11 protein-coding genes, 1 pseudogene and 1 riboswitch are annotated in these 13,765 nt (G+C 57.6%); all 12 genes and pseudogenes read left to right on the top strand.

The genetic code is table 11. The annotated features are described in order from the left end of the window. Positions 1-7: 7 nt before the first annotated feature. On the top strand, positions 8-1,474 hold the full coding sequence (locus Q2T52_RS12545) for a sensor domain-containing diguanylate cyclase (protein WP_302077076.1): 1,467 nt from the start codon (positions 8-10) through the stop codon (positions 1,472-1,474). A 154-nt stretch (positions 1,475-1,628) separates the two neighbouring features. After that, positions 1,629-2,552, top strand: coding sequence for a MerR family transcriptional regulator (locus Q2T52_RS12540; protein ID WP_302077075.1), 924 nt, complete (start codon positions 1,629-1,631; stop codon positions 2,550-2,552). 365 nt (positions 2,553-2,917) lie between these two features. Beyond that, complete coding sequence (locus tag Q2T52_RS12535; protein ID WP_367187305.1) at positions 2,918-4,438, top strand: methyl-accepting chemotaxis protein; 1,521 nt, start codon at positions 2,918-2,920, stop codon at positions 4,436-4,438. 45 nt (positions 4,439-4,483) lie between these two features. After that, positions 4,484-4,804 (top strand): hypothetical protein, encoded by a 321-nt coding sequence (locus tag Q2T52_RS12530; protein ID WP_302077073.1) that lies wholly within the window; start codon positions 4,484-4,486, stop codon positions 4,802-4,804. Between the two features lie 399 nt (positions 4,805-5,203). After that, positions 5,204-6,799, top strand: coding sequence for an ABC transporter substrate-binding protein (locus Q2T52_RS12525; protein WP_302077072.1), 1,596 nt, complete (start codon positions 5,204-5,206; stop codon positions 6,797-6,799). Positions 6,800-6,956: 157 nt separating this feature from the next. Next, positions 6,957-7,961: an ABC transporter permease subunit gene (locus tag Q2T52_RS12520; protein ID WP_302077071.1), complete on the top strand. Its 1,005-nt coding sequence runs from the start codon at positions 6,957-6,959 to the stop codon at positions 7,959-7,961. A gap of 16 nt (positions 7,962-7,977) precedes the next feature. Next, on the top strand, positions 7,978-8,889 hold the full coding sequence (locus Q2T52_RS12515) for an ABC transporter permease subunit (RefSeq protein ID WP_302077070.1): 912 nt from the start codon (positions 7,978-7,980) through the stop codon (positions 8,887-8,889). Positions 8,890-8,891: 2 nt separating this feature from the next. Beyond that, positions 8,892-9,743 carry an ABC transporter ATP-binding protein gene (locus tag Q2T52_RS12510; protein ID WP_302077069.1) on the top strand — a complete coding sequence of 284 codons (852 nt, stop codon included), beginning with the start codon at positions 8,892-8,894 and terminating at the stop codon, positions 9,741-9,743. Beyond that, a complete protein-coding gene (locus Q2T52_RS12505) occupies positions 9,740-10,585 on the top strand; it encodes a dipeptide ABC transporter ATP-binding protein (RefSeq protein ID WP_302077068.1) in 846 nt (281 codons plus the stop codon). Before Q2T52_RS12510 ends, Q2T52_RS12505 begins: the two co-directional genes overlap by 4 nt. 217 nt (positions 10,586-10,802) lie before the next feature. Continuing rightward, positions 10,803-10,910, top strand: a riboswitch (guanidine-I (ykkC/yxkD leader). A 77-nt stretch (positions 10,911-10,987) separates the two neighbouring features. Beyond that, the gene (locus tag Q2T52_RS12500) at positions 10,988-12,058 is read left to right on the top strand and encodes a putative urea ABC transporter substrate-binding protein (protein WP_302077067.1); all 1,071 of its coding nucleotides are present in this window, start codon (positions 10,988-10,990) and stop codon (positions 12,056-12,058) included. 65 nt (positions 12,059-12,123) lie between these two features. Continuing rightward, the gene (locus Q2T52_RS12495; protein WP_302077066.1) at positions 12,124-12,942 is read left to right on the top strand and encodes an ABC transporter permease; all 819 of its coding nucleotides are present in this window, start codon (positions 12,124-12,126) and stop codon (positions 12,940-12,942) included. Next, a pseudogene (locus Q2T52_RS12490) lies at positions 12,939-13,764 on the top strand (ABC transporter ATP-binding protein); the annotation flags it as partial. The gene Q2T52_RS12495 and the pseudogene Q2T52_RS12490, both read left to right, overlap by 4 nt. Between the last annotated feature and the right edge of the window lies 1 nt (position 13,765).

Below are 13,765 nucleotides of genomic sequence, written 5' to 3'. Positions count from 1 at the left end.
TCAAATGATGAGTGACCATTCCGACTCTTACATTTTCGCCCTCGCGCCGATCGCGATGTGGCTGGAAGATTTCAGCGAGGTAAAGGCACTGTTCGATCTTTGGCGGTCGGAAGGTGTAACGGATATTCTCGCCCATCTCAGCGAAGACCGTCGACGTGTGGGTGAATGTGCATCGCGAATTCGTGTTGTTGACGTGAACCGCAAGACGCTGGAGCTGTTTGAAGCCGATAGCCGGGAACACCTGGTCGCCAACATGAGCCGCGTCTTTCGCGATGAGATGTGGGAGAGCCATGTCAACGAGCTCGTGGCGCTTTGGGACGGTAAGCTCGAATTTTCCGGCGCAAGCGTGAACTACTCACTATCCGGAAAGCGTCTCGATATTCAGTTGCGGGGAGTGGTGCTTCCTGGGCATGAGGAAGATCTTTCCCGCCTCCTTGTCACCACGGAGAATGTTACCGATCGCGAGGAAGCCCGCCGCAGTGAGCGTAAGAATAGGCAGTACGCTGAAGGCATCTTTGAGCATTCGCCCGTATCGCTATGGGTCGAAGATTTCAGCCACATCAAGTATCTCATGGATGAATTGCGCGATCGCGACATTGCTGATTTGCGGATCTTTACGGACGTTCATCCCGAGTTCGTGCGCCAATGCATGAGCGAGATCCGCGTGGTGGAGGTTAATCAGGCGACACTTGACCTGTTTTGCGCCCCTGATCGCAAGACACTTTTGCAACGTTCGAGCGATATCTTCCGCGATGAAATGGAAAAGCATTTCCGCGAGCAGTTGATCGAATTGTGGAACGGCAACCTCTTTCACCAGCGAGAGGTCGTCAACTATGCCTTGGATGGTTCGGAGCGATATCTTCTGCTGCAATTCTCCGTGCTGCCAGGGCATGAGGATGACTGGTCGCTGGTGCAAGTGGCACTGACTGACATCACCGCACGAAAGAAGGCAGAGGCCTATCTCGAATATCTCGGTCGCCATGATGTTCTGACTAAGCTCTACAATCGCTCTTTCTACATCGACGAGTTGAACCGGCTGGAGCGCAAGACATTGCGGCCAGTGTCCATCATCATGATCGATTTGAACGGGTTGAAAGACGCCAACGACCAGATGGGGCACGATGCCGGCGACGCTTTGTTGCGGCGAATGGGCGAAGTCTTGGAAGGCGCGGTGACGCGGCCCAACCATGCGGCACGCATTGGTGGCGACGAATTTGCCGTTCTCATGCCAGGTGCCGATCGGATAGTCGCGCAGGCCATGAGTGAGACGATTTTCGAGCTCCTGAAAATCAATAACCAGTTCTATTCAAGCGCGCCTCTCAGCATCGCCCTCGGCAGCGCGACGAGCGAGGATGGCGAGAAGATCGAAGCTGTAGTCAAGCGGGCCGATATGGCCATGTATGAGCATAAGCGTCTGCAACAAGCGACTGAAGAATCTCACGCCTCGCGCAACAAAGGCGCTGCGTTTTCCTGACCGTTCCCTGCCCGTCAACGGTCATCTTTCGCTGCTGCGCTACCAGTTGTCTTTAACAAATGACAAAGCTACATAATTGAAGCGATGGCATTGTGGCGGCCTCTTTCAGCTAGAGTGAGGTCGCTTGTCTGGGTACGAGGGTAAGGAAGCCGCAATGAGCCGGCGAAAGCAGCAGGATCCTGGTGTCATTTCGTTTGCGGAAGGTCTGCGCAAGGCGCGGATCACCAAGCTCGTTTTGCACGCGTGGGAGCGACGCTACTCCTTAGAGTTATCGGAACGGACGGAAACCGGCCGTCGTTTCTTCACCGTTGAGCAGGTGGAGCGGTTGCGGGTGCTGAAATTGTGCACGGATGCGGGATATCGCATCGGCCAGATCATCCATCTGAGCGAAGCGGCGCTGTTGGATATCGCTGAGTCCCATACGCTGGTGCTCGGCGTTTACGACATCCTGGCCGCTATAGAGCGGCTCGATGCACAACGGATGAGTGCTCTTTTGCAGGCACGCTTCGACAGCCTTGGTGCAGTGGAGTTCGCCAAGCGGATCGTTGTTCCGCTGATGGCAGAAGTTGGCCGGCGTTGGGCCGAGGGAAGCGTTGCCATCGCCGCCGAACATATGGCTTCCGTTGAGATCCGCCGTTTGTTGACAAATGGTTTGGAACGGGCGCCTTCGCCGCGACCAGGCGCACCCCGTGCAATCGTCACCACCGTTGAAGGCGAGATGCATGAAATCGGAGCGCTGCTCATTGCGCTTCTTGGGCGTCATTGTGGTCTCGATGTTCTGTACCTTGGGCCGAACCTGCCGGTGGCAGAAATCACGGCTGCTTGTCGTCATTACCGAGGACAGATCGTTTGTCTGAGCAGTCTCATGGCGCGCGCCAAAGTCATGGAAGCTCGCGTCGTGGAACTCCGGCGTAACCTTCCGCGCGAGATCTTGCTGTGGCTGGGTGGACCGGGGTTCGCCGAGGTGCCGCATGTTGAGGCTACCCAGTATTTTCAACATGTTGCAGACTTTGAACAAGCGTCTTCCAAGCTTATCTCGCTGAAATTGGGAGAAGCTGGTGATTGCGCTTCTTCCTGATCCTATTTGAATAAATATATCTCTTTTCTGACAGTCGTTCGCCGGCAGGTCGGCCTTTTATGCAAAAAGATATACATTCAATCCCATAATTAGGATTTCATTCGTAATCTGTATATATTTTGGTTTGCATAAGAGCGCTCAAGGGCACTCGTTTTGCAAATGTGGACGCTATAGAGGATGGCGATATGGGGCTTCAGGGACTATTGAATTCCAAAGCGCATGCAAAATTACTGGCCCTTGATGCATTGAAGGCCAACGTCATGATTGCTGACGCGAAGCTCAATATTATGTACATGAATCCTGCCGTCGTCGATCTACTCAAAGAAGCCGAGTCAGATCTTAAGAAGGAGCTCCCGAAGTTTTCGGTGGCGACGCTGATTGGCAGTAACATCGACGTCTTTCATAAGACCCCATCCCATCAGCGCAATATGCTGGCTGCGCTCACTAAACGGCACAGCGCGACCATCCGCGTCGGCAATCGCATGTTTGATCTTCAGGTGACGCCGTTGCGGGAAGGTTCGAAGACCGTCGGTTTCGTGGTTGAATGGTCCGATGCCAAGGAGCGTGTGCTCAATCTCGATTACGCGGCTCAGATCGCTGCGATCAGCCGTTCACAGGCAATCATCGAGTTCACTGTCGATGGCGAGATCATGTCCGCGAACAAGAATTTCGAGGATACGTTGGGGTATAGTCTGGCGGAGATCAAGGGTCGCCACCACAGCATGTTCGTAGGCAAGGAGTACGCCTCCAGCCCCGAATACCATCAGTTCTGGAGAGAGCTTTCCGAGGGCAAGTATCAGGCGGCCGAATTCAAGCGTGTACGCAAGGACGGTCAGGTCGTAACGATTGCCGCTTCCTACAACCCCATCCTTGATCTCAGCGGCAAGGTGGTGAAGGTCGTTAAATTTGCAACCGATGTGACGAAGCGCGTGCAGACGGTTGCTGCGCTGGGCGATAGTCTGAAACGGCTCTGTTCGGGCGATTTTGCTTTTCAGCTCAACGATCCCTTTGCGCCGGAATTCGAATTCCTGCGCCACGATCTCAATCGCTCCGTTCGCCAATTGTGCGATACGTTCACGCAGATTGTCACCAGCGTCGAATTGATCCGCAATGGCACCCAGGAGATCAGCCAGGGTGTAGCCGATCTTTCACGCCGGACTGAAGCTCAGGCGGCGAACCTTGAAGAAACGGCCGCGGCACTCGAAGAGATTACGTCCAATGTCGGTGCTTCCGCACAACGTGCACAGGATGCCCGCAACGTGGCATCGGACGCCAAATCGAGCGCAGAGAAATCTGGTGAGGTTGTGGCGCATGCCGTCGATGCCATGAGCCGTATCGAGGATTCCTCGTCCAAGATATCCAATATCATCAGTGTGATTGACGAGATCGCCTTCCAAACCAATCTGCTTGCGTTGAATGCAGGCGTCGAAGCAGCGCGCGCGGGTGAAGCCGGTCGCGGCTTCGCGGTGGTTGCGCAGGAGGTGCGCGAGCTTGCGCAGCGTTCCGCCAAGGCTGCCAAGGAGATTAAGGATCTCATTCACAATTCCACGTCCGAAGTGGCAAGCGGCGTCAAGTTGGTGAGCGATACGGGCGGTGCACTGCGCAGCATTAGTCAGTTGATTGTCGACATCAACGACCACATCGTTGCCATCTCTACCGCTTCACGTGAGCAATCGACCGGGCTGACCGAAGTCAACAGCGCCGTCAATACCATGGACCAGACGACGCAGCAGAACGCGGCAATGGTCGAGCAAAGCAGCGCAGCTGCAGCCACGTTGGCCTCTGAAAGTGACAAGCTGAAGGCTATGATGGCGCAGTTCAAACTAGCAGATGAAAGCAACTACGCCTATGGCGGGCAGGGCATGCGCTACGGCAGGGTTGCTTGAGCGGCTTGAAACGCGGCTCTGCCGCCCATCGTGAAAGGACGAGCCATGCAGATTAGTTTCGAGGAACGGTTAGATCTGGCGGCGCAGATCATGGATCGCCTGATTGACCAGAACCACTCCCTGACCAGCCGGGTCATCGCATTGGAAAATGTTCTGGCCCTGCTCATCGCCCATCAGTTTCGCGATGCTGGCACAGCCGACGACGATCTCGGTCGCTTCGGAGCAGAGGTTAGCGGAACGGCAATTCGCATTGCCGACTTGAGCCATCGCGAGTTTGGGGGGACGGGTTATGCTCCCGTCGAGGTATCAACCACGATGGAGCGCATTCTTTCCATGGCCGAAGGTTTGATTGACGCCCATCGTTAAAGGTTTCTACCAATACAAGCGGCTCAAGTCACATTTGAGCCGCTTTGACATCTTGTTCCCAATGCCACCAGATTCGTGTTGCATCGCAGCAAGTTGAGTTACCCGCGCGAAACTTTATTGCCTCATCTGCGTCATATTTTTCCATTTTGCACAAACTAACAAAAATTCGGCAACTTCGCGGCAAGGATGCCGCTCCCCATCTTTACACGGCACACCCAACGGATATGACGGACGGACCGACCCGTATTTCAGGCGCCCATGATATGGCGATATGCCTGAGTTGCTGGTGGAGGTGATGACCGCGCGTGGAATAAGAAGAAGCTTCAAGCGCACCACGCGTTTTTGATCCAGACAATGGCGGATGGGGAACATCCTTCGTGCCGCCCATGGGAGACGTCGATGAGATATAAATTGGGTTTTGCTGCAGCACTGCTCGCAGCCTCGTTCCTTTCCACGACCGCGAGCGCTAAGACGTTCGTGTTCTGCTCTGAAGGTTCTCCGGAAGGTTTCGATCCGGGCCTCTATACCGCTGGCACTACGTTCGATGCCTCGGCGCATCCAGTCTATAACCGCCTGATCGAGTTCAAGCCCGGCACGACGCAGCCGGTTGCAGGCCTCGCACAGAGCTGGGACATTTCTTCGGACGGCACCGTCTACACGTTCAAGCTGCGCCCGAATGTCAAGTTCCAGTCGAATGCAAGCTTCAAGCCGACCCGTACGCTGACGGCTGACGACGTGATCTTTTCCATTGGTCGCCAGATCGATGCGAACAATCCCTGGAACAAGTATATCGCAGGCGCCTCCTGGGAATATGCCAGCGGCATGGGCTTCCCCAAGCTGATCAAGTCGATCGAAAAAGTGGACGATCTGACCGTCAAGATCACGCTGACGCATCCGGAAGCGCCGTTCCTCGCCGACCTCGCCATGCCGTTCGCATCGATTCTCTCCAAGGAATATGCCGACAGCCTCGAAAAGTCCGGCAAGAAGGAGCAGTTGAACCAGGCGCCGATCGGCACCGGTCCGTACAGCTTCGTTGCCTACCAGCGCGATGCTGTGATCCGCTTCAAGAAGAACGCCGATTACTGGGGCACCGCGCCGAAGATCGACGATCTGGTCTTTGCGATCACCACCGATGCCGCTGTTCGTTACCAGAAGCTGAAGGCCGGCGAATGCCACCTGATGCCGTATCCGAACGCTGCCGACGTCAAGGCCATGAAGGCTGATCCGAACCTCAAGGTTCTGGAACAGGAAGGCCTGAACATCGCCTACCTCGCCTACAACACCACGCAGGCCCCGTTCGACAAGCCTGAGGTCCGCAAGGCGCTGAACAAGGCGATCAACAAGAAGGCGATCGTTGACGCCGTCTTCCAGGGCATGGCAACGCCTGCTGTCAACCCGATCCCGCCGACCATGTGGTCCTACAACAAGTCCACCCAGGACGACACCTACGACCTGGAAGCCGCCAAGAAGATGCTGGCCGACGCTGGCGTGAAGGACCTTTCCATGAAGGTCTGGGCAATGCCGGTTTCGCGTCCCTATATGCTGAACGCCCGCCGCGCTGCCGAAATCATCCAGGATGATTTTTCCAAGATCGGCGTGAAGGTCGAGATTGTCACCTACGAATGGGCTGAATACCTCTCCCGCTCGAAGGCGAAGGATCGCGACGGTGCAGCCATCATGGGCTGGACGGGCGACAACGGCGACCCGGACAACTTCCTTGACACGCTGCTCGGTTGCGACGCCGTTGGCGGCAACAACCGCGCTCAGTGGTGCAACAAGGAATTCGACGAACTCGTGAAGAAGGCAAAGGTCACGGCTGACCAGGCCGAGCGCACCAAGCTTTACGAACAGGCACAGCTTGTGTTCAAGAAGGACGCTCCTTGGGCAACGATCGACCACTCGCTCGCTATCGTTCCGATGCGCAAGAATGTGGTCAACTTCGTGAAGAGCCCGCTTGGCGCCTTCACCTTCGAATCTGTTGATCTCGCCGACTAATTGTCAGTTCTCAACGGTTTTTGCCGCGGGACGCGTTGCGTTTCCCGCGGCATTTTCTTAATCAAGCGTTAAAATAGCGCGGACCTGACGGATCAGGCTCCTTGACGGCTTGACATGGCGAGAATCGCTCAAGCCCGAAACCACTAAAGGTCACGGAATGTTTGGCTTCCTTCTGCGGCGTATCGCCGTCTTGATCCCAACTTTCATTGGGGTCTCGATCATCGCCTTTTCCTTCATTCGGCTTCTGCCGGGTGATCCGGTCGCTCTCCTGTCCGGCGAGCGTGTCATGTCGCCCGAGCAGCATGCGGCGGTCAGTCACCAGTTGGGTCTCGATCGTCCTATCGTCATCCAGTATCTGGATTATCTTTGGGGCGTGATGCGTGGCGACTTTGGCGCTTCGATTGTTTCGAAGACGCCGATCATGACCCAGTTTCTGGACCTGTTCCCGGCGACGGTCGAATTGTCCTTTTGCGCCATCATCATTGCTGTCGCTCTCGGCATCCCGGCAGGTGTGATTGCGGCGATCAAGCGCGGCACGATCATCGATCAGGGCATGATGGGCGTGGCACTCGTCGGCTATTCCATGCCGATCTTCTGGTGGGGTTTGCTGCTGATCATCCTGTTCTCCGGCATCCTGCAATGGTTCCCTGTGTCCGGTCGCATCTCGCTGATGTTCTTCTTCGAGCCGGTGACGGGCTTCATGTTGATCGACTCGCTGCTTTCTGATCAGAAGGGAGCGTTTCTCTCGGCCCTCAGCCATCTGGCTCTGCCGTCCATCGTCCTTGCGACGATTCCCTTGGCGGTCATTGCACGCCAGACGCGTTCGGCCATGCTGGAAGTGCTGTCGGAAGATTACGTCCGAACTGCGCGCGCCAAGGGGTTGTCGCCCTTCCGTGTGGTGGGCCTGCACGCCCTGCGCAATGCCATGATCCCCGTGATCACCACCATCGGCCTGCAGGTCGGCGTGATGCTGGCGGGCGCCATCCTGACCGAAACCATCTTCTCCTGGCCGGGTATCGGCAAGTGGATGGTCGATAGCGTGTTCCGCCGCGACTACCCTGTCATCCAGGGCGGCCTGCTTCTGATTGCTGGCATCATCATGATCGTAAACCTGATCGTCGACCTGCTCTACGGTCTGATCAATCCGCGCATCCGCCACTAAGAAGGAGAAAATTCCCATGGCAGGCACTTCAACCACGGCGCAACCGACATCTTCCGCGGCCATGCGCCGCCAGATGCTCAAGGAATTCTGGTTCTATTTTTCCGAAAACCGAGGCGCCGTCATCGGCCTCTTCGTTTTCCTCATCCTTGTGGTGATTGCGGTTCTCGCGCCGATCATTGCGCCTCATTCTCCCTTTGAACAGTATCGCGAGGCGGTTCTGAAGCCGCCGATCTGGGCGCAGGGTGGAACAGCAACTTTCCTTTTGGGCACCGATCCTGTCGGTCGCGACATCCTTTCGCGCCTGATTTACGGCGCGCAATATTCGTTGTTCATCGGCGTCTTCGTGACAACCCTGTCGCTCGTCGGCGGCATTCTGGTGGGCTTGATCGCGGGCTATTATCGCGGATGGGTCGATACGGTGATCATGCGGCTGATGGATATCATCCTGGCATTCCCGTCGCTGCTGCTGGCGCTCGTCCTCGTGGCCATCCTCGGCCCGAGCCTGACCAATGGCATGATTGCAATCGCGCTAGTCTTGCAGCCGCATTTCGTGCGCCTGACGCGTGCCGCCGTCATGGCTGAAAAGAGCAAGGATTACGTCACTGCATCTCGCCTGGCAGGCGCCGGTCCCTTGCGCCTGATGTTCCGCACCATCCTGCCCAACTGCACCGCACCGCTCATCGTGCAGGCCACGCTGTCTTTCTCGAATGCCATTCTCGATGCGGCAGCGCTTGGCTTTCTCGGCATGGGCGCCCAGCCGCCGGCGCCGGAATGGGGAACGATGCTGTCTGAATCGCGCGAGTTCATTCTGCAGGCGTGGTGGGTTGTTACTTTCCCGGGCCTCGCGATCCTGATCACCGTTCTTGCCATCAACCTGATGGGTGACGGGCTGCGTGACGCGCTTGATCCCAAAATGAAGAGGTCCTGATCATGGCGCTTCTCGAAATCGAAAACCTTACCGTTCAGTTCGAAACCGCCAGTGGCTGGTTCAAGGCAGTCGATGGCGTCTCGCTCTCCGTCAATGAGCGTGAAGTGCTGGCGATCGTCGGCGAAAGCGGTTCCGGCAAATCCGTCTCCATGTTGGCTGTGATGGGTCTTCTGCCTTGGACGGCAAAGATCACCGCTGACAAGATGCTGTTTCAGGGGCGCGACATCAGGAACCTTCCGGATGGCGAACGGCGCAAGTTGATCGGCAAGGACATGGCGATGATCTTCCAGGAGCCGATCGCCAGCCTCAATCCCTGCTTCACCGTTGGCTTCCAGATCGAGGAAGTGCTGCGCATCCACATGGGGATGGGGAAGAAGGAGCGCCGCGCGCGCGCCATCGAACTCTTCACCCTGGTTGGCCTGCCGGATCCTGCGGAGCGGCTGAACCATTTTCCGCACCAGATGTCGGGTGGCCAGTGCCAGCGCGTGATGATTGCCATGGCAATCGCCTGCAATCCGAAACTCCTGATCGCCGACGAGCCGACGACGGCGCTCGATGTGACGATCCAGAAGCAGATCCTCGATCTCTTGATGAAGCTTCAGGCCGAGCATGGCATGGGCCTCATCATGATTACCCATGACATGGGCGTCGTGGCCGAGACAGCCGACCGGGTGATCGTGCAGTACAAGGGGCGCAAGATGGAGGAGGCAGACGTGCTGTCTCTCTTTGAGGCGCCGAAGAACCCCTACACGCGCGCACTGCTTTCGGCGCTGCCGGAAAATGCGACGGGCAAGCGCCTGAGCACCGTTTCCGATTTCATGGCAAGCGGCGAATTTGCGGGAGAGAGCCGATGACAGCAAACCTATCGAACGCGACGCCGATGTTGGAAATCCGCAATATCAAGCGGGACTATCATGTTCCCGGCGGCTTCATGAAGAAGGAAAAGATCGTCCATGCCGTGAAGGGCGTTTCCTTCAAGCTGGATGCCGGCAAGACGCTCGCCATTGTTGGCGAAAGCGGCTGCGGAAAATCGACGCTTGCCCGCATTCTCACCTTCATCGACCCGCCGACCTCAGGCGAATTGCTGATCGACGGCAAGACGGTTGATACCCGCCCCGGTCACTTGACCGCAGAGATGCGCCGCAAGGTGCAGATCGTGTTCCAGAACCCGTATGGCTCGCTCAATCCGCGCCAGAAGATTGGCGACGTTCTGGGCGAACCGCTGGCGATCAACACAGACATGAGCGCTGCCGAGCGGCGTGAGCGGGCAACCGACATGCTGGTGAAGGTGGGCCTGACAGCGGACCACTACAATCGCTACCCACATATGTTCTCCGGCGGGCAACGCCAGCGTATTGCGATTGCTCGCGCGCTGATGCTGAACCCGAAGCTGCTGGTGCTCGATGAACCGGTCTCGGCGCTCGATCTTTCGGTGCAGGCGCAGGTGCTGAACCTTCTGGCGGATCTGCAGGAGGAGTTCGGCCTGACCTATGTGTTCATCAGCCACGATTTGTCAGTGGTCAAATACATCGCCGACGAGGTGATGGTGATGTATTACGGCGAGGCGGTTGAATACGGCACGCGTGAGCAGGTGTTTTCGGCGCCTAGCCATGACTATACGAAGACCCTGTTTGCCGCGACGCCGCGGGCGGATGTGGAGTCCATCCGGGCTCGACTGGCGAAACGCGCGGGTTGAACAGCTTTAATAGAGAACGGTGTGATAGGCGGGCCTCGGTCCGCCTATCACATTTTGAGACCTAATCTAAAGACTGCGCAATTTTTATTTTCGATTAAAATATAAGCATATTTGCCTGTGTTGTGTGCAATTAACTACGTAACGTCGTTTCAGTATGCTTATGACCTGAGTTATTCGGTCCGCTTCAGATTGGCACGGCCTTTGCTTCTTCATGATCAGAGTTAGCAGCTAGGGTTCCGGCACGATTATGTGCGACTGGTCCGAGAGCGGCTACCGGCGGGGAGACATCCCGCCGGGTGCACGGCGGGACAAAAGCCCGGGAGACCTCGTAAGCCAAGGGATTGGCGGCGCGATGGTCCATGCCGATCCCTTTCTAAAGATGCTCAAGAAGGGGAATATCCAATGCAGACCATTTCAAAATTTCTCGCCACAATTTCCGTGGCAGCCTTTGCACTCGGTGCGCCGCTTGCCGCTCATGCCGCGCCAAAGAAGGACTTCAAGGTCGCCTGGTCGATCTATGTCGGCTGGATGCCGTGGGGCTATGCCGCCGATCATGGCATCGTGAAGAAGTGGGCCGACAAATACGGCATCAAGATCGAGGTGACCCAGTTCAACGACTATGTGGAGTCGATGAACCAGTACACGGCTGGCGCCTTCGATGCCGTGACGCTGACCAATATGGACGGGCTTTCCATCCCCGCAGCCGGCGGCGTCGATACGACAGCCGTGATTGTCGGCGACTTCTCCAACGGCAACGACGCCGTCATCCTGAAAAACAAGGACAAGCTGGCCGACATCAAGGGCCAGAACGTCAATCTGGTTGAGTTCTCCGTGTCGCATTACCTGCTGGCGCGCGCGCTGGAGAGCATCAAGCTCGCGGAAAAGGACGTCAAGGTCGTCAACACGTCAGACGCCGATATGGTCGCCGCATACAAGACCAAGGACGTCACCTCGGTCGTCACCTGGAACCCGCTGGTTTCCACTATCCTCGAAGACCCATCCGCAAAGAAGGTGTTCGACAGCTCGCAGATCCCCGGTGAAATCATCGACCTGATGGTGGCCAATACCGGCGTGCTGAAGGATAATCCTGATTTCGGCAAGGCGCTGGCCGGCATCTGGTATGACACGATGAAGCTGATGACCGCCGACAGCGCGGAAGGAAAAGCTGCGCGCGAAGCCATGGGAACGGCATCCGGCACCGACTTGAAGGGTTTCGAAGCCCAGATGGCAGCGACCAAGCTGTTCGACAAGCCGGCAGATGCGGTCACCTTCACCACGTCGCCCGGCCTGCCGAAGACCATGGATCTGGTTCGCAACTTCCTCTTCTCCAAGGGGCTGCTCGGCAATGGCGCGCCGTCGGCGGATGTGATCGGCATCGAACTGCCGGACGGTAAGGTGCTGGGCGACAAGGCGAACATCAAGTTCCGCTACACATCCAGCTATATGGATGCGGCCGCCAAGGGCGCTCTCTGAACTCAACCCTGTCAACGTCGGCGGGCGAGTTTCTCGCCGACCTTTCCACTAGCTGAGAGAGAGCCATGCGCTGGATCAATTCCCGCCCTGCCAATGGCACGCGCCTCGCGCTGGCGCTGCTGCCCTTCGTGCTGGTGCTGATTGCCTATGCGATCGGTTCCGCCGAGCGGCTGGCGGAAAACCCGAATGACAAGCTGCTCCCCGGCCTTACCGGCTTTGCGGATGCGATCAACCGCATGGCTTTTGTGCCAGAGGCCAGAACCGGCAGCTATCTTCTGTGGGTCGATACGCTCGCCAGTCTTCAGCGGCTGGGGGCTGGCCTTGCTATCGCGACTGCCATTGCCCTGCTGCTTGGCCTCGTGATCGGCATTCTGCCTTATGCAAGGGCGCTGCTGTCTCCCTTTGTCGGCGCCATTTCCATGGTGCCGCCGCTGGCGCTCTTGCCGATCCTTTTTATCGTAATGGGCCTCGGCGAGACCTCCAAGATTGCTCTGATTGCCATTGGGGTGACGCCGATCATGATCCGCGATCTGGCCTTGAAGGCCATCGAACTGCCGCGCGAGATGATCGTGAAGGCGGAAACGCTATCGGCCTCCTCCTGGCAGATCGCGCTGCGCGTGGTGCTGCCACAGATCCTGCCGCGGCTCATCACCTGTCTTCGGCTTCAACTCGGCCCTGCCTGGCTGTTCCTGATTGCCGCTGAGGCTATCTCGGCGGATAGCGGGCTGGGCTACCGCATCTTCCTCGTCCGCCGCTACCTCTCGATGGATGTGATCTTTCCTTACGTGATCTGGATCACGCTGCTGGCAGTCGCGACCGATATCCTGCTCGATCGCCTGCGCATTGCCGTCTTCCCCTGGTCGGAACTGGAGAAGGGCAAATGAGCGCGCTGTCGATCAAAAACGTCTGGAAGGAATATGGCGACCAGATCGTGTTGGAGGACGTCTCCATTGAGATCGCCTCTCGCGCCTTCGTGGCCCTCGTCGGTCCGTCCGGCTGTGGCAAATCCACCTTCCTGCGCATGCTTCTGGGGCAGGAAACCCAGACCAAGGGCAAGATCCTGCTGGATGGCGAGCCCCTGCCGAAGGAGCCGGGGCCGGATCGAGGCGTCGTCTTTCAGCGATACTCGGTTTTCCCGCATCTGACCGTGCTCGGTAATGTCATGTTCGGCAAGGAATTGCAGGCTTCCCGTTTCGCCGGTCGCCTGTTCGGTGCGGCTCGCCGGGCGGTGGAGGAAGAAGCGCGTGCCATGATTGCGGCGGTGGGCCTGATGGGATCGGAAAACAAATATCCGGCCCAGCTTTCCGGCGGCATGCAGCAGCGGCTGGCGCTGGCGCAGGCGCTGATCATGCGGCCCAAGGTGCTGCTGCTGGATGAACCCTTCGGCGCGCTCGATCCCGGCATCCGGGCGGAGATCCACACGCTGATGAAGAAGCTTTGGCACGAAGCGCCGATGACGGTGGTGATGGTGACGCATGACATGCGCGAAGCCTTCACGCTTGGTACCCGCGTCGTCGCCTTCGAACGCCCCCGCGACCGCCCGGAAGAGAAGCTGCGATACGGCGCAACCATCACCAAGGACATCACCATCTGGCCGCCGCGACAGGCCGGCGTGCCCTCCATTTTTCGCCCCGACCGGGACGGCCCGGTCTCTTCAAAGGGTCAATAGCCGGGACGACCCGGCCAACGGAACCACTGGAGATCAAC

The sequence above is a fragment of the Rhizobium oryzicola genome (genome assembly GCF_030504645.1).
GTDB classification, from domain to species: Bacteria; Pseudomonadota; Alphaproteobacteria; order Rhizobiales; family Rhizobiaceae; genus Neorhizobium; species Neorhizobium oryzicola.
Note: the sequence above shows the minus strand (reverse complement) of the source record. Positions and strands in the feature narration are given on the sequence as shown.

What these genes read in the sequence shown, in the direction of transcription:
- Q2T52_RS12515 (WP_302077070.1), top strand. Translation starts at nt 7,978, where the DNA reads ATGGCAGGCACTTCAACCACGGCGCAACCGACATCTTCCGCGGCCATG.
- Q2T52_RS12500 (WP_302077067.1), top strand. Translation starts at nt 10,988, where the DNA reads ATGCAGACCATTTCAAAATTTCTCGCCACAATTTCCGTGGCAGCCTTT.
- Q2T52_RS12510 (WP_302077069.1), top strand. Translation starts at nt 8,892, where the DNA reads ATGGCGCTTCTCGAAATCGAAAACCTTACCGTTCAGTTCGAAACCGCC.
- Q2T52_RS12540 (WP_302077075.1), top strand. Translation starts at nt 1,629, where the DNA reads ATGAGCCGGCGAAAGCAGCAGGATCCTGGTGTCATTTCGTTTGCGGAA.
- Q2T52_RS12495 (WP_302077066.1), top strand. Translation starts at nt 12,124, where the DNA reads ATGCGCTGGATCAATTCCCGCCCTGCCAATGGCACGCGCCTCGCGCTG.
- Q2T52_RS12525 (WP_302077072.1), top strand. Translation starts at nt 5,204, where the DNA reads ATGAGATATAAATTGGGTTTTGCTGCAGCACTGCTCGCAGCCTCGTTC.
- Q2T52_RS12520 (WP_302077071.1), top strand. Translation starts at nt 6,957, where the DNA reads ATGTTTGGCTTCCTTCTGCGGCGTATCGCCGTCTTGATCCCAACTTTC.
- Q2T52_RS12530 (WP_302077073.1), top strand. Translation starts at nt 4,484, where the DNA reads ATGCAGATTAGTTTCGAGGAACGGTTAGATCTGGCGGCGCAGATCATG.
- Q2T52_RS12505 (WP_302077068.1), top strand. Translation starts at nt 9,740, where the DNA reads ATGACAGCAAACCTATCGAACGCGACGCCGATGTTGGAAATCCGCAAT.
- Q2T52_RS12545 (WP_302077076.1), top strand. Translation starts at nt 8, where the DNA reads ATGAGTGACCATTCCGACTCTTACATTTTCGCCCTCGCGCCGATCGCG.